At 68.4% G+C, this 15,062-nt stretch carries 14 protein-coding genes; 8 read left to right on the top strand and 6 right to left on the bottom strand.

The annotated features are described in order from the left end of the window. The first annotated feature begins 52 nt into the window (after window positions 1-52). Window positions 53-925, top strand: a complete 873-nt coding sequence (locus B2747_RS00330) for a DUF4198 domain-containing protein (protein ID WP_291155238.1) — start codon at window positions 53-55, stop codon at window positions 923-925. 123 nt (window positions 926-1,048) lie between these two features. Here the strand turns inward: B2747_RS00330 and B2747_RS00325 are convergent, their stop codons facing one another. Both B2747_RS00325 and B2747_RS00320 read right to left on the bottom strand, forming a co-directional pair. After that, window positions 1,049-1,543, bottom strand: coding sequence for a YybH family protein (locus B2747_RS00325; RefSeq protein WP_291155237.1), 495 nt, complete (start codon window positions 1,541-1,543; stop codon window positions 1,049-1,051). 70 nt (window positions 1,544-1,613) lie between these two features. After that, window positions 1,614-2,888 carry a type II restriction endonuclease gene (locus B2747_RS00320; protein WP_343125838.1) on the bottom strand — a complete coding sequence of 425 codons (1,275 nt, stop codon included), beginning with the start codon at window positions 2,886-2,888 and terminating at the stop codon, window positions 1,614-1,616. A gap of 210 nt (window positions 2,889-3,098) precedes the next feature. Here B2747_RS00320 and B2747_RS00315 point away from each other — a divergent pair, with 210 nt between their 5' ends. Then, a complete protein-coding gene (locus B2747_RS00315) occupies window positions 3,099-3,599 on the top strand; it encodes a BlaI/MecI/CopY family transcriptional regulator (protein ID WP_291155233.1) in 501 nt (166 codons plus the stop codon). Window positions 3,600-3,667: 68 nt separating this feature from the next. Next, complete coding sequence (locus tag B2747_RS00310; RefSeq protein WP_291155231.1) at window positions 3,668-4,747, top strand: M56 family metallopeptidase; 1,080 nt, start codon at window positions 3,668-3,670, stop codon at window positions 4,745-4,747. 39 nt (window positions 4,748-4,786) lie between these two features. On the opposite strand, the gene B2747_RS00305 is transcribed toward B2747_RS00310, so the two are convergent. Beyond that, window positions 4,787-5,236: a copper resistance CopC family protein gene (locus B2747_RS00305; RefSeq protein ID WP_291155229.1), complete on the bottom strand. Its 450-nt coding sequence runs from the start codon at window positions 5,234-5,236 to the stop codon at window positions 4,787-4,789. Window positions 5,237-5,485: 249 nt separating this feature from the next. Here B2747_RS00305 and B2747_RS00300 point away from each other — a divergent pair, with 249 nt between their 5' ends. From B2747_RS00300 to B2747_RS00285, 4 genes are all read left to right on the top strand, one after another. Next, window positions 5,486-7,498 (top strand): copper resistance system multicopper oxidase, encoded by a 2,013-nt coding sequence (locus B2747_RS00300; RefSeq protein WP_291155227.1) that lies wholly within the window; start codon window positions 5,486-5,488, stop codon window positions 7,496-7,498. Next, on the top strand, window positions 7,495-8,319 hold the full coding sequence (locus B2747_RS00295; protein ID WP_291155225.1) for a copper resistance protein B: 825 nt from the start codon (window positions 7,495-7,497) through the stop codon (window positions 8,317-8,319). Before B2747_RS00300 ends, B2747_RS00295 begins: the two co-directional genes overlap by 4 nt. Continuing rightward, window positions 8,316-9,482, top strand: a complete 1,167-nt coding sequence (locus B2747_RS00290; RefSeq protein ID WP_291155223.1) for a hypothetical protein — start codon at window positions 8,316-8,318, stop codon at window positions 9,480-9,482. The genes B2747_RS00295 and B2747_RS00290 overlap by 4 nt, the downstream gene beginning before the upstream one ends. Before the next feature lie 62 nt (window positions 9,483-9,544). Beyond that, entirely contained in the window at window positions 9,545-11,035 is a 1,491-nt protein-coding gene (locus B2747_RS00285; RefSeq protein ID WP_291155222.1) for a copper resistance CopC/CopD family protein, read from the top strand. A 33-nt stretch (window positions 11,036-11,068) separates the two neighbouring features. Here the strand turns inward: B2747_RS00285 and B2747_RS00280 are convergent, their stop codons facing one another. Next, on the bottom strand, window positions 11,069-12,031 hold the full coding sequence (locus B2747_RS00280) for a DUF4396 domain-containing protein (RefSeq protein ID WP_291155221.1): 963 nt from the start codon (window positions 12,029-12,031) through the stop codon (window positions 11,069-11,071). 40 nt (window positions 12,032-12,071) lie between these two features. Continuing rightward, window positions 12,072-12,776, bottom strand: a complete 705-nt coding sequence (locus tag B2747_RS00275; RefSeq protein WP_291155220.1) for a DUF305 domain-containing protein — start codon at window positions 12,774-12,776, stop codon at window positions 12,072-12,074. Window positions 12,777-13,094: 318 nt separating this feature from the next. Here B2747_RS00275 and B2747_RS00270 point away from each other — a divergent pair, with 318 nt between their 5' ends. After that, on the top strand, window positions 13,095-13,463 hold the full coding sequence (locus B2747_RS00270; RefSeq protein WP_291155218.1) for a four-helix bundle copper-binding protein: 369 nt from the start codon (window positions 13,095-13,097) through the stop codon (window positions 13,461-13,463). A 206-nt stretch (window positions 13,464-13,669) separates the two neighbouring features. Here B2747_RS00270 and B2747_RS00265 read toward each other — a convergent pair whose 3' ends face one another. Beyond that, window positions 13,670-14,956: an MgtC/SapB family protein gene (locus tag B2747_RS00265; RefSeq protein WP_291155216.1), complete on the bottom strand. Its 1,287-nt coding sequence runs from the start codon at window positions 14,954-14,956 to the stop codon at window positions 13,670-13,672. Window positions 14,957-15,062 lie beyond the last annotated feature (106 nt).

Here is a 15,062-nt window from a genome sequence, read left to right as displayed (position 1 = left end):
GTCAGTCGAGCAACCATCGACAGCCGTCAGACCCCCGCCCAAGGCTTTCCCTATGCGCACCACCCGCCGGAAGCACACGTCAGCGCCCACCGCTCGCACGCTCGTTGCTGCGGCGGCCGCGATGGTATCCCTCGCCTCGACCGCGTTGGCACACGACACCTGGATCATTCCCGACCTCGTCGCCTTCGCGGCGAATGCCACGATGCACTTCAACGTGCGACAAGGCGGAACGAAGTTTCCGGCGGGGACCGCGGTGCCGGCGGAGCGCATCGTCGACGCACGAATCATCGGCGCGTCCTCGTCGGCCAAGATCACGGAGATGGGAGTTCAGGGCACCTCGCTCCAGTTGCATCACAAACCCGCGGCCGCCGGCCAGTACCTGATCGTGATCGGGCTGGCCCCGCGCGTGTTTCGTGAGACGCCAGCCGGCGTCATTCGGTTTCTCAAGGCCGAGGGTGGGGCGCTCGAAGCCGCGCGCCTGGAGCGGGAGAACGCGTTTGCGGGTCTCGACAGCGTCATCTTCACGCACGGCGGCTACGCCGCCACCATTGTGGAGATCGGCACGGGCGGACCGCGCGCCTTCGCCAAGCCAGCCGGGATACGCCTTGAGTTCGTCCCGGTGAACGACCCATCGCACGTGCAGGTTGGTGACACGCTGCACGTGCGGATGCTCGGGAGCGGAAGCCCCGTCGCCGGCATCGGCATCGAGCTCGCGACGGGCCTCGACAGCGCGGGAGCCGCAACGGCCTCGGTCACCCGCGTCCCGTTCACGGCGGACGCGAAGGGCGTCGTGCACATCCCGCTGGCGAAGGCCGGTCCGGTCATGCTGCGGTCCGCATACGCCAGCCGGAAGGCGGGCGGCGCCGCGAGGGAGTGGGACGTCTCGCGTACGACGTTCGTGTTCAACGTCGGCACGAAGCACTAGGCGGGACGGCGCTTCGCTGTCGTCCGATGTTGCCGCATCGTCACCGCGGCTGACACACAAATCGAGCCGGTCATCGCTGCATCACGATGACCGGCTCGATCTGCATTCAGCGCGCCTTGGGTTTCATCCGGCCGGCGGATCGTTCGGCCGGCGCGCGCGCGAACTCGTCTGCGTGTGGCGCACGACCCACCGCGTCGCCGCGCCCGATCCACGGCGCTCGAGGATCGCAGTGCCGCGGCCGACGTTGTCCAGCGTGCGAGCGCCCATCTCGCCCTTGAGGTTGTATCGGAAGATCGCCCAGGCGACGTTCCCGGACACGTGCATCTCGATGTCCACCGGGCGGTAATGGAAGTTCTTCATCTCTTTCAGCTCGGGCGCCAGGTGATGATCGCGGTAGTCCGTCCAGCCGCGATTGATCCCGGCGCCCTCGACGACCGTGAGGCTGTCGCCGGCGTACAGCGTATCTAGCGCTTTCATGTCGTTGCGCTCGGACGCCGCGAACACGGCGCGCAGCGTCGCCGTGGCGGCCGCCTCCTCGCTTCGCTGCCGCGCGGCAGGAGCACTCGTGGGACGTTGTGCGTCTCCAACCGATGCAAACGCGGCGGACAGCAGCAGCACAACCGTAGGTGATCGCTTCATGGATGATGTGGTGTGAAAGGAGAGGGAAGGAGAACGCGGTGCTGACCAGTCACGACAGCGTGCGCGCGATGGCCTCGACGGACTTGAGCCCGGTCCCGAACCGGGCCATCGTCTCGCGATGCTGCGCAAGATCGCCGTACGCGAGGAAGCGGACCCGGAGGTCCGCGACGCGACTGAACGCCGGGCGCGCGAGTTGCGCGCGCACGTCGGCTTCTCGCGCGTCGGGCGCAACGAGGAACAGCTCGGCGACCGCCTGTTCCGGCGCCCCAAGCGCGAGATCGAGGAGGCGCACGATCCCGGAATAGATCGACGTCGTGTGCTCGACCTCGAACGCGGCGGCGACACGTGCGTTCGCCGGGGCGTTGCCGGCGCGGTGCAGCCACAACACGTCGATCAGTCGCACCGCGTCGGCCCCGGGTGCGGTCGCCAAGCCCACCGGCAAGCACTCCAGGCATCCGTCGCCGAGCCGGCCCTGCTGCCAGGGCCGCGCGCGATCATTGGACGCGATCCAGACGTCATAGTCGAGAGCGTGCCCGAGGTCTCGGAGCCAGGCTTGCACCTCCGTGTGGGTACGGTCGTGCTCCTGCCCGGCCGTCCGCAGTCGCCGGTCCTGCACCGACTCCTCGCGCACGAGCGCCAGGTCAGCCGCCCATGCGGTGCGCGCGGCAGCGTCGTCGGCGCGCGGGGGAGCAGGGTATCGGCCCCGCCCCACATCGAACACGAAGCCGGCGAGCGCCCCGAGATCGTTGGAGAGCAGATCCCGGTACCGGGCGTTCATCGCCAGCAGCCCGCGCCGCATCGCGAGGTAGCCCTCCCAGCGGCCAAGCTTGACGTTCGCGCCGCTGAGGATGTTGTAGCCGTTCACGATGGCGGTGTTGAAGGGGGGCGCAATCGTGGGGTGCAGGAAGTACAGGAGGTTCGCCGCCGTCGGGCCCAGGCCCTTGATGCCCTGCGCGTCGAGCTGCCGAATGGCCGCCAGTAGGTGCTCCTCCGTCTGACAGCAGACACACGTGTCGAGGAAGCGTCCGAAGGCACGTTGGTTGGCCGGACTCTCGTAGATGTCGGGGATGCGCAGCTTCGGCTTCCACAGCCACGCATGGTCGGCCCCCTTGAACATTTGGCGCTGCTCGGCGATGGAGTGCACCACCGTCTCGAGTGATGAACCGCGATAGGCGTTGCCGAAGGTGCCTGCCTCGATCTCGGCGACCACCTCCTGCAAACCGCGCCGGATCGACCGGAAGTTCTTGATGCGCTCTTCCCAGAGGAACCACGTGCGATACGTTCCTCCTGCATCGTGCCGCCAGCGTTGCAGCAGGACACGCATCGGGTCATCATTGACCATGTCTGGGGGCGACGATGGCGCGGGCCGATGGGCGGTGTTCATGAACGCGGAGCGGGCGATGCGTCGTAAGCCACGGGGCGGGACGGCGAGGGTGGGGTACCGCCGGAGCACGCGAGAGCCGGTGCCTCTTTACGGCGGGTAAAGCGTCAGGTAGGTTGGCAGCAGTAGCATTCTTCCGCCAGAGGGTCGTTCGTGTCCAAGCCACGTAAGTCATCAACGTTGGAAGCGCCGGGGGCCACGAAGCGCCGGGGGTTGGGCGCGCCACGCGCGTCCGAGCTGCGGCTGCAGGACACCGTTCGACTCTCGGCGGACGGCCTCGCGAAGGTCTTGGGCGACCTCGAAGCGCGGGTGATGACCGCCGTCTGGGCATTGGGGGTGCCGTCGCCGGCGCGCGTGGTGCACGAGCGCGTGGCACGAACACATGCCATCGCAGCGCTCACCGTGATCACGGTGCTCAACAAGCTCGTCGCCAAGCGTTTGCTGCGCCGCAAGACTCGCGATGGCCTGTTGCATTTCGAGGCGGTGATGACGGAGGCCGATTTCATGGCGCATGCGTCCCGGCGTGTGGTCGAGGGCATTCTCTCTTTCGGTCCGCAGGCGGTGGCCTCCTCGCTGGTCGACGTGCTCGCGGAGCAGGATCCCCAGCAGCTCGAAGACCTCGCGCGCCTCATTCGGCGCCGGCTCAAGGGCTGAGCTGCGGCGACGCAGGGCGACGCGACCTCGGTCGGCCGCCATTCCTCGCAGCGAGCGCAGGAGGAGACATGCCACACCGCGACAGTCCCGCCCAAGCCACCGGCGCGCATGAGGGCCGCCATCGCCGACTCGTCCTCTTCGCGACGGGCGTCCTCATTCTGCTCGCTACGAGTCCGGTGCTGGCGCATCATGTTGGGTCCCGCCTCGATCAGTTGCTGGCAGGGCGTGATCATGTCTGGGTGATCTGCGTCATCGCAGTGCATCAGCTGCTCGCGCCAGTCCATGAGGTGTTTCACGGACTGCTGATCGCCGGGCTCACCTATGCGGTGTGGGATCGCGGCCGAGCGTGGCTGGTCGTTCGGCGGTTGCTCGGCACCGTCGAGGCCGTGCGACCACGAGACCGCGATGCGTTCTGGACGGCGGCGGCGGCGGCCGGGGTGCCGCCGACGTTGCTGCGCGTCGTCGACGGTCTGCCGAATCCCGCGTTCACGGTTGGGTGGGTGCGGCCGCACATTTACGTCGCGTCCCGTCTCCCTGAGGCGCTCTCCGATGAGGAGCTGACCGCGGTGCTCGCGCATGAGCACGCACATGTACGTCGGCGCGATCCCGCCCGACTCTCGGTGCTGCGATTCGTCGGCTGCGCGTTGTTCTGGCTGCCCGCATTGCGGCGCCTCGCGGCCGATGCGGCAGACGACGCCGAGATCGCGGCGGACGACAGGGCAGTGCGGGGGCAGCCGCTGGTGCTGGCCTCCGCGATCCTGAAGCTGGCAGCGTGGCGGGTCCCCGGTCAGGATCCCGAGTTGGGCGGGCGCGTGCTGTCGAGCGGATCGGGCGTCGTCATCGGCATCCAGCGTGATGCGCTGCTCGACCGACGCATCCATCGCCTGGTGGGCGAGGAGGCGCCGGTGGTCACGCACGTGACACGGCGGTCACTCGCGGCGGCATTCGCGGGGCTCCTGCTGGTATGGAGCTCGGGCCTCGCCGTCGCCCACCCCCTTCCGGCGTCTAGTGAACACGGGGCGCCCCATGCGGGCCACTGCACGCAGCATCAAGGCTGGGCCGTGGAGCATCTGTTCTGCCTCGCGGGGCATCCACGCACCCCAGGGGCGCCCTGCCCGCATGACGTGGCGCCCGGCACGCGGCGGTAGCAAAGCCATCCTGCGCTCCCGCCGCGTGCCGGCCGTACGTTACTTCTTCGCGGCCATGTACATGAAGCTGTACGACCCGGACCCCGCCGCGCCGTCCGCGGCGATGGCCTTCCACTGCACGGTGTAGGTCCCGTTCTTCAGCGGCTCCGAGACCTTTGCCACGGCGACGCGCTCAGAATCCGGCACGGCCGTGAGCGCGCCGACCTTCACCCGCGTGCTATCGGCGGCCAGCAGCTGCACGCTCGCGGTGGAGACCGCGATCTTGCCGCTGAACGTCAGGCGAATCTCGCGCAAGGGCGCCATCACGTGGGCGTCCTTGGCCGGGCTGGAGCTGACGAGGCGGATGTGACGAACGGCACCAACGTTGGTCATCGGCAGCGCGAGGAGCAGCCCGGCGGTAACCCCGGCCAGCAGGCGCACCGCGGCGCGACGGCGGCTGGGGACGGTGGTGACGACAGGCGTATCTGCTGCTGACGTGGATGAGGGCATTGGCAATCTCGGGAGGGCGTGGGGAGGCCATGGAGCATCGCTGGCCTCGTGACCGCGGCATTTTACGCGCGGTAAAGCATCCGGAAGCTATGCTGGCCGGCGGGGTATGTCAAAGCGTTGCGCACCGTAGCGAGAGCAGCGTACCTGCGCGCATATTTTATGCGTGGTAAAGCGTGACCGACGAGAGGTCCTGACTGACGGCACTTCTCGACGTGTCCCCCGAACTCGATTCCTGGTACCATGAACGACTTGGAACGCTCTTTCACGGATGGCGTCGTTACCCACCCGGTGACACGCCGCCGTTTCCTGCACGCGGCGGGCGCCGTTGGCGCGCTGGCGGGTTTGCAGCGCCTCGCGCCCGCCTACGCGCTGCCTGCCAGCGACCGTGGCGCTGGCCGCGCCGCCTTGGCCGGTGTCTCCGGTCGGGACACGCGTGTGGATCTCATCATTGATCGCACGCCGTTCGGCTTCGGCGGGCGGCGCAGCGTGGCGACGACCATCAACGGGTCGGTGCCTGGACCGTTGCTCCGCTTCCGTGAAGGGGAGCGTGCCACGATTCACGTCACGAACCGGTTGCGTGAGGACACCTCCATTCACTGGCATGGACTGCTGGTGCCGAACGCCATGGATGGCGTGCCGGGCGTGAATTTCCCGGGCATCCATCCGGGGCAGACGTTCGTCTACGACTTCCCGCTGCGGCAGTACGGCACCTACTGGTACCACAGCCACTCCGGCTTTCAGGAGCAGCTGGGCCACTACGGACCGCTCATCATCGACCCGTCCGAACCCGAGCCGTTCCAGTACGACCGCGAGTATGTGGTCATGCTGTCGGACTGGTCCTTCGAGGACCCCGGCAAGATCCTCGACAACCTGAAGAAGCAGTCGGCGTACTACAACTTCCAGCGCCGCACCGTCGGCGACTTCTTCCGGGACGTCGACCGGAACGGGCTGCGGGCCACCATCGCGGACCGCTGGGAGTGGGGCAAGATGCGCATGACCCCCACGGACATTTCCGATGTCACGGGCTCGACGTACACGTATCTCTTGAACGGTCTGCCGCCGGCGGCCAACTGGACCGGACTGTTCCGCGCAGGCGAGCGCGTTCGGTTGCGCTTCATCAATGCAGGTGCGGGTTCGTACTTCGACGTGCGCATTCCCGGCCTCGAGATGACGCTCGTGCAGGCGAGCGGCCAGCACGTGCAGCCCGTCGCGTTCGACGAGTTCCGCATCGAGATCGCGCAGACATTCGATGTGATCGTGAAGCCCACCGAGGATCGCGCGTACACGATCTTCGCGGAGTCGATGGATCGCTCGGGATACGCACGCGGCACGCTCGCGCCGCGCGCCGGCATGAGCGCCGAGATCCCGCGCCGCCGGCCGCGTCCCACGCTCAACATGGTGGACATGGGCATGGCGATGGGGATGGGCGGGCACGAGGGAATGTCGATGCCTGGGATGGACATGTCGGGCACGGGGACGGCGTCGAAGCCCGGCGCCGATGCGAGCATGCCGGGCATGGACATGCCCGCGGCTGCGACCAAGCCAGCGGCAGCAGCGGCATCAGGTCACGCGGGCCATGACATGAGCAGCATGCCTGGCGTGACGGCATCCGGAGGCGCCGGTGTGTTCGAGGGACAGTTGCGAGACGGCACCATCATTCGAGCCTCGAACCTCCGGGCGCCCGGCACGATTCCCGAGCCAGTCATGCACGGCAACAACACGCACGGGTCGGCAAGCGCCGGAACGGCCATGGAAACCCGGAGCCGGCTCTCGGAGCCTGGCGCCGGACTCGGGGAAGATGGTTGGCGCGTGCTCGTCTGGACGGACGTGAAGCGGCTCACGCCGGCCGAAACCTTCGAGCCCCCTGTGCGGGAGATCGAGCTGCACCTGACCGGCAACATGGAGCGCTACATGTGGTCGATCAACGGCATCAAGTTCTCCGATGCGCGCGACCCGATCCCGCTCAAGCACGGCGAGCGCATTCGCCTCACCATCGTGAACGACACGATGATGGCGCACCCGATGCACCTGCACGGCGTGTTCATGGAGCTCGAGAACGGGCATGGGCCCGAGTGCCCATACGTGCACACCATCAACGTGAAGCCTGCCGAGCGCGTGTCGCTGCTGGCGACGCCGGTGGATCCGGGACCGTGGGCCTTTCACTGTCACGTGCTCTTCCACATGGATGTCGGCATGTTCCGCGTGTTCCACGTGTCGGAGCCCGGCGGGCCGATGACCACCGAGGGGGAGGCGAGATCATGAGCGTCGTCACGCATCGCGCGCGCGTCATGTGCTCGAGTCTCGTGATCGCCGCGCTCCTGCTCGTGCAGCCGGCACGCGTCCACGCGCAGGCCGGTGGCGCCGCACATGGGATGGACCTCGATCGCGTCATCCGCACGTTCATCCTCGCCGAACAGCTGGAAGTCCACGCCAACCAGCCCGAGCGCCCGATCGACGTGGAGCTGGTGAGCTGGATCGGCGGCGACTATCGCCGCCTGTATCTGCGCGTGCAGGGAGAGCAGTCGACGCTGATGTCCGGTGGCGGAGAGATGCAGGGCGATGCGCTCTACGGACGGCTCATCACGCCGTTCTGGTCGTTCGTCGCCGGCGGACGCGTCGACACGCGACCGCGCACGGTCATCGCGCCGGTCGACTTCGGTGATCCATCGACCGGGCGGCGCGAGCCCGGTGGTCGCCTCACGCGCGGCATGCTCGCGATCGGCTTCATCGGCCTGGCGCCGGGCTGGTTCGAGGTGGAGCCCACGCTGCTCGTCAGCGACAAGGGCGACGTCTCGCTCGAGGTCGAGTCGTCGTTCGACCTCCTCTTCACGCAGCGGCTCATCGTGCAACCGTGGATCGAGGTCAACGCGGCGGTGCAGGCCGTGCCGGAGATCGGCGTTGGCTCGGGTCTCAACGACGTCGAGATCGGCGCGCGGATGCGCTACGAGATCCGGCGAAAGTTCGCGCCGTACGTCGGCGTGTCGATGCTGCGGCGCACCGGCGCGACCGCGGCCATGGCGCACGGCCTCGGCGAACGGCGCAGCGTCGGCACCATCACCGCCGGCCTGCGGATCTGGCGATGAGCATCCCGACGCGCATCGCGACGAGCATCCCGACGCGCATCGCGACGCGCATCATCGAACTCATTCACTCGATCGGGCCAGTTGGCCCTGCATCACTCACGGAGGCACCTCCGATGCGACCGCTTTCAATCGGTTCCGTCGCCGCCCTGCTGGTCATGGGAAGCGGCGCGCTACAGGCGCAGTCCACGGCTGGCGACCATGCCGGCCACGCGGGAATGTCCGCGCCGGCGAACAACGGCACGCTGTCGGCGCTTCTCACCGATCCGCTGGGCTCGCGCACGGCGTCCGGCACGGCGACCGTCGCGGGCACGACCGTGCGCATCGCGTGGACGGGCGATCAGGGCGGCGCGGTCCGCACGTGGTCGGTGCGTCGCGGCTCGTGTGCGCGTGACGAGGGCGTCGCGGGCGCCGCCAGTGCGTTCGCACCGATCACCGTGAACGCGACCGGCACGGGCAGCGCGAGCGCGACGCTCGATGCGCCGCTCACGAGCGGAGGCTCGTACCACGTCGTCGTGCAGGGCACGTCGGCCGGCGCGGCGGCCACGACACTCGCGTGCGGCGCCCTGGGCACCGGCGCGATTCCACCGCGGACCGACACGGTGCTCACCTCGTCGCCGAACGGCAGCCGGCCGGCGCCGGTGGACCATTCGAAGATGGATCACTCGACGATGGATCACTCCACGATGACGACGCCGACCGGCGCAGCAACAGGCACCGCGGCCGGCATGAACATGTCGGGCATGAACATGTCGGGCATGAACATGTCGGGCATGAACATGTCGGGCATGAACATGTCGATGATGAGCGACACCACGCTCATGGCGATCCACATGCGCATGATGGCCGACCCGGTGATCCGCGAGCGCGTGATGACCGATCCCGTCCTGCAGCGCATGATGGCCGGCATGCCCGGGATGACGGGCATGGACATGAGCATGCAGGGAATGACGGCGCCATCGCCTGCGGACAAGGGCGAGGCGGGTGCAGTGACCTCCTCGACGCCGGCCCGCAAACCCGCGGCCAAGCCCGCATCAAGACCTGCAGCCAAGCCGGCAGCGAAGCAGGCAGCGAAGCCCGCAGCCAAGCCCGCAGCCAAGCCCGCTCCTGCCATGCCCGGCATGGATCACAGCAAGATGCCCGGCATGCGGAAGCCGCCCGCCTGATGCGCACACGAGACGTCATCCCTGGCACGTCAGGGTCGCGGAGCCGACACGTGCCACACGGCGTGAGCCGTGTCTCCCGATTCGCGTTGCTGTCGGTCCTGCTCCTTGCGCCAGTCGAGCGCGCGCTGGCGCACGGTTCGCTCAAGAGCTCCGCGCCCGCCGCGAACGAGCGACTCACCGTCGTGCCGCGAGAAATCCGGTTGACCTTCACCGAGGCACCGGCGCTGGCCTTCAGCCGACTCGAGTTGCGGGGGCCGGGCGGTGCGGCCGTCGCGCTGTCCCCGCTGCGTGTCGCCGCGGACTCGCGGCGCGCGCTGGTCGCGAGCATCGAGGCACCACTGGCTGCGGGCACCTACACCGTGACGTGGCAGATCGCGGGCGACGATGGCCATCCGGTGCGAGGGCAGTACGCGTTCACGGTCGCCGAAGGGGCGCCGGCGGCACCGCCGCCCGGGACGCCCGCGTCCGGCGAGCCGCAAACGCCGACGCAAACGCCGACGCAAACGCCGACGCAAACGCCGACGCAAACGCCGACGCCGGCTGCACCCGGCGCCGCCGACTCCGCGATGCACCATGACCAGGCGTCGATGCCATCGGCCAGTTCGTTCGACGCCGAGTCGCCGGCGTACGCCGCCATCCGGGCACTGTTGTATCTCGGCCTGCTCATGGCCATCGGCGCCGTCGCGTTCCAGGCGGCGGTGCTTCCCCTCCTGATCCGCAAGCGCGGTCCAGACGCTCCGATGCTCGTCGCTTCCAGGCATGGTGCCGCGCGCATCGGCCTGCTCGGCGCGCTGATCGTCGGCGGAGCTGCGCTCCTGCGGCTCGGCGCGCAGTCGGTGGCGATGCATCCTCCGGATGCGACGTTCGATCCGCAGCTCGTGCGTGCGATGCTCACCGACACCGTGTGGGGACGCGGCTGGCTGTTGCAGGTGCTCGCCACGGTCGTGGCGATCGTCGGCTTCCGCACGGCGATTCGCGGGCAAGGGGGGTGGGGGCTCGCGGCGTTCGGCGTGGTCGTCCTGGCGGTGACCCCCGCACTCTCCGGACACGCTGCGGCCACTCCGGGGCGCGCCGGCCTGGCGGTCGTGGCGGACACGCTGCACGTGATCGGCGCAGGCGGATGGCTCGGGAGCCTGCTGGTCGTGGTGGCCGCCGGCGTTCCTGCGGCCCTGCGACTTCCCGACGACGCGCGGGAGGCGTCGGTTGCCGACCTCTTCAACGCCTTCTCGCCGACGGCGCTCGCGTTCGCAGGGCTCGTGGCGTCGACCGGTGTGTTCACCGCGTGGCAGCACATCCCGGACGTGGCGGCGCTCTGGCAATCGAATTACGGGCGGACGCTGCTGGTGAAGCTCGCCATTCTTTCCGTCGTCGCCCTCACCGGTGCCTACAACTGGCTTCGCGTGAAGCCGACGCTCGGCACCGCAGCGGGAACGGCGCGCATGCAGCGCTCGGCGCGGACCGAGCTCGTCGTCGGCGTGCTCGTCATCATCGTGACGGCGGTGCTCGTGGCGACGCCGACGCCGATGGACATGGCCTCGATGTCGGGAATGTAGCGTCTTCCTGCCCAGCGAGCCGGCGTGCGTCCCTCACGGATGGCGCATGCCGGCAGGCATTGGCGCAGCGGGCACCGTGTCCTGCGGTGCGTGCGACGGCATGCGCCCGCTCATCGCGAGGTCGCCGTACATCGCCGCGAGCAGAACGCCGCCGCCAAGCGCCACGAGCGATAGGGCACTGACGGCGGCAATTTGCGGTGAGGTCGCCGCGGCGGAGGCGCGCGATGCGCCGCCGTCCGCCCTGACCGTGCCGGCGTGACCTGCATGGGGTTGCGAAGTCGGGTCGACCGGCGCGCTGCCGGGCTGCGTGGAGCCGTCGTGCAGAGGCGACCCGCCTTGGCCGAGGGCGCGCTCGGTACCCATCCCGTGCTTCAGGCCGACGGCGACCAGCCACACGTTCACCGGATAGGCGATCATGGCGCCGACGAAGGTCGCAAGCGACATGACGCCCCAGAAGCGCAGCGACGCAGGCTCCATCGCGCGCATGTCACGTGTCATGATGATGACCATGACGGGGACCATCCCGGCCATGACCGCGTTCATCGACAGCCACTCCGGGATGAACGAGCGGCGCACCGCGAGCGCGTACGACCCGCCGAACATCTCGCGCATGAACAGGGCCTGGAAGATCAGCAGTCCGAACGCGAAGCCGAAAACGTACTCGGCGACCACGTCGAGGCCCATCGGCAGGCCGAGGGCCATCGTCACGGCGGCCGCCGCGATGATACCGGTGGCATCGCCCGCGAGGCAGTGGATCGTCGAACCCAGCGCCTGCTTCCAGAGCGGCTTCACGAACTGCTCGTGCGTGCCGCTGGATGGCTCCTGACACGAAAGGACATAGACTGCGGCCCCGATCACGCCCGTATAGAGCGTGACCAGGACCCATCCCCATTTCATCACGCGCAGTTCGGGGTTGCGTGTGACGGCATCCCACGCCACGTAGCCGGTGCTCAGCGCGGTGAGGATGAACCACACGAGCAGCACCCGATCGATCATGTGGGATGCGCCTGCAGTGCGAGCGGCGCCACGCGGTCGCTCACGGGGTAGCGGACGCCTTGCGCTGGAACTCCTCGATCTCGCGCGTCTGGTCGCGCTTCATGCGCTCGGCCATTGCCCTGACCTTGGCATCCTTCAGCATCGGCAGGTGCTGGTCGATCATCTGGGTCGCCTGCTGATGATGCTGCACCACGTGGTGGTAGAACATGCGGTCGTACGCCGAGCCTGACAGCGGCTTGAGCTCGTCGACCATCTTCTGGTTGTCCGGCATGATCTTCGGATCGTACGGATCCTTGAACTGCTGCTCGAGCATCGTGACCATCGAGTCGAGTTCGGCATCCTGCTTCGTGTCGATCTTCTCCGCATCGGCCTGTGCGGTCGCCGAGCCCTTCTTCTCTTCGATGGTCAGGTGCGCCATCGCGATCATCCCCTTGTGGTGCTCGCTCATCATGCGCAGGAAGTCGCGATCGGGATCGCCGGTGGCACCGCCCATCGGGGCCATGCCGGCCATCTTGCTGTGGTCCATGCCGGCCATGCCGGTGTCCGATGTGGCCGCCGTCGTGGACTGACCGGCTCCGGGAGCGGCTGCGCTCGCGCCGGCGGCTGCGTCATCGGACTTGGGGCCGCAGGCCGTGGCGACCGCGAGCAGTGCAACCGTGCTCCAGCGGGCGGTGCGTCGCGCGAACGAGAGAATGCCGTGATCCGTCGCCGGACCAGTGGTGTGGGCGACCGTGGGAGCGTGCATCGATGCCTCGTGGGGTGGAGTGAATCGAGGAGACCGTCGGAACAAGGCGCCTGCAGCGGGCAGGCGAGCGCACCGACACTTCAGCGCGCATAAAACATACCCTGTCGCGCATGTCGGCCGAAACTGCGAGCGACAGCAGCGCGTCGGCGTCGAGAACGGCCGAGCCCGCACGCGGGAAGGCAACATCGCGGGCGCAGGTTGTTTTATGCAGGATAAAGCGCGGCATGCTTCCTGCAGGCAGTCGGGCACCTGCCACGACCTCGAGACCTCGAGGCACGCGGCTCACGCGGCTCACCCGCCGCCCACTCAGGAGACCTCATGGCTCACGACCATTCGCACGGCATGTCGAACGCCGAGATGCAGCAGTGCATCCGGGAGTGCCTCGACTGCTACGCCACCTGCACGGCGACGGCGGCCCACTGCCTCACGCTCGGCGGCGAACATGCCGGCGTCGAGCATCAGACGGTCCTTCTCGACTGCGCGAGGATATGCCATACCTCCGCGGACTTCATGCTCCGCGGCTCGCACATGCATGCGCAGGTGTGCGCCGTGTGCGCGGAAGCCTGTCGCGCCTGTGAGCGCGCCTGCGAGCGGCTCGGCAGTGGCGACGCGATGATGAAGCAGTGCGCCGAAGCGTGCCGGCGGTGCGCGGAATCCTGCGAGCGCATGGCGAGCATGGCAACGTGAACTCGGGTGACGGCGCTCCGCGTTCGAGCCAGGGCAGGATGGGACGCCGCTGGCTCGACGCGTGGCGCCGGGCAGGCTGCTCGCTGCTCGATTGACGTCGTTCTCTTCGCGCAGCCGCATGCACGCGGATCGCCTCGACGCGCGGGCGCATTGGCGGGTGCATCGATGGGAGATCGCGGCGTGACGGATGCGACGCTCGCTGCAGGTCAGCGCAGCCCGAGCAGGAGTGGCACGTGCGCCAAGGCCCACACTCCGTAACGCCAGGTAGCCGCCCGGCGGCGGGCCGGGACAAGCGCCGCGAAGTACGCGCCCTTGGCAACGGTGTTGGTGAGCGTGGCGATGAGGATCGCAGCCACGACCTGCGTCACGGGCGCGTCCGGGGCGCGCAGCATCGCCAGAATGAACGGATCGACTTCCACCGCGCCCGCAACCGCGGCGACAGCCATCACACCTGTGCTGCCGGCGCGTGCCCGCACAGTCGCGGTACCGACCGACAGCAGCACGAAGACCGCGGCAAAGGCAAGTGCGGGCCCCAGTTCGAATGGGTTGCGCGGGGAGGCAGGACGCGGACTCGGTGTGCTGAAGGTCCCAACCGTGTCTTCGGTCGACGGTTGAACGCCATGACGCTCCCACTGTGGGGCAAGGGCTGCGCCGATCGCTCCGAGAAGTGCGAGACGCCACGACAAGGCGGGGAGGACGCGAGCGTCGAGCAGGGCGGCGAATGTGAGCAGCCGCACGTACATGACGCTTGCTGCGAGCACGGCGGCACGAAGCGCGTCAGCGGCAATGGCCGGAACGGCGCGTGCGCGGCGGGCCATGGAGACCGTGAGGACGGTACTCGACAGAAGACCCCCGACGAGTCCCACGAGCGTCAGCCCGCGTCGTTCTCCCAGCCGTCGCGTGAGCACGTAGCCGACGAAGCCGATACTGGCGACGAGAATGACCAGCTGCCACACGTCGGCTGGATTGAGGGCAAACGGTGGATAGCTGCGGTCGGGCAGAATGGGGAGGACGATGAAGGTCACCAGAACGAAGCGAAGCGCCGCGAGGAACTCCTGCTTCTCGAGCCGTCGCACAAGTGCAGCGAGCCGGGCCTTCTCGCTCAGAAGCAGCGCGTTTCCGATGCCGAGCGCCGCTGCGAGCCACGGTTCGGCGAGCAGGGCGAGCGCGCCGACCACGAATGTCAGCAGCCCTGACAGCTCACTCGAAACACCCGGCGAGCGCTCCGGGTGGTGAGTCCTCAACTTCGTCGCGTACGAGAGCGCCGCAAGAAATGCGACGGCGCCGAAGCCTGCGGGTACGGCGAACGGTACGCCCATCAGCTGCAGGCACGCTGCGGCGAATCCCAGCAGCGCGAGAAGGGGTTCCGTACGAATGCCGCCGAACACCAGGCGGCCACGCACGGACTTGGCGGTTTCGCGCTCCAGTCCGACGACCAGCCCGAGCCCGAGGGCGAGCAGCAGACGGAGCGGCAGTGTCCACGTGACGGTCATTTGCGCGCACTCCGCAGTGGAATCTTCGCGTCTTCGGTACCGGTGCACGGTCCGGCGAGGATCGTGTCGTCAGCCGGTACTCGCGCCGCTCCCGATCACACTTCCT

Origin of the sequence: Gemmatimonas sp. UBA7669, from assembly GCF_002483225.1 — a bacterium.
Taxonomy (GTDB): Bacteria; Gemmatimonadota; Gemmatimonadetes; order Gemmatimonadales; family Gemmatimonadaceae; genus Gemmatimonas.
The sequence above is the reverse complement of the archived record's forward strand: the minus strand, read 5'-3'. Positions and strand labels throughout refer to the sequence as shown.

Bases quoted from the DNA above. Each gene is read 5' to 3' on its own strand.
- B2747_RS00330 (WP_291155238.1), top strand. From the start codon at position 53: ATGCGCACCACCCGCCGGAAGCACACGTCAGCGCCCACCGCTCGCACG.
- B2747_RS00320 (WP_343125838.1), bottom strand. From the start codon at position 2,888: ATGCGTGTCCTGCTGCAACGCTGGCGGCACGATGCAGGAGGAACGTAT.
- B2747_RS00310 (WP_291155231.1), top strand. From the start codon at position 3,668: ATGCCACACCGCGACAGTCCCGCCCAAGCCACCGGCGCGCATGAGGGC.
- B2747_RS00305 (WP_291155229.1), bottom strand. From the start codon at position 5,236: ATGCCCTCATCCACGTCAGCAGCAGATACGCCTGTCGTCACCACCGTC.
- B2747_RS00295 (WP_291155225.1), top strand. From the start codon at position 7,495: ATGAGCGTCGTCACGCATCGCGCGCGCGTCATGTGCTCGAGTCTCGTG.
- B2747_RS00290 (WP_291155223.1), top strand. From the start codon at position 8,316: ATGAGCATCCCGACGCGCATCGCGACGAGCATCCCGACGCGCATCGCG.
- B2747_RS00280 (WP_291155221.1), bottom strand. From the start codon at position 12,031: ATGATCGATCGGGTGCTGCTCGTGTGGTTCATCCTCACCGCGCTGAGC.
- B2747_RS00275 (WP_291155220.1), bottom strand. From the start codon at position 12,776: ATGCACGCTCCCACGGTCGCCCACACCACTGGTCCGGCGACGGATCAC.
- B2747_RS00270 (WP_291155218.1), top strand. From the start codon at position 13,095: ATGGCTCACGACCATTCGCACGGCATGTCGAACGCCGAGATGCAGCAG.
- B2747_RS00265 (WP_291155216.1), bottom strand. From the start codon at position 14,956: ATGACCGTCACGTGGACACTGCCGCTCCGTCTGCTGCTCGCCCTCGGG.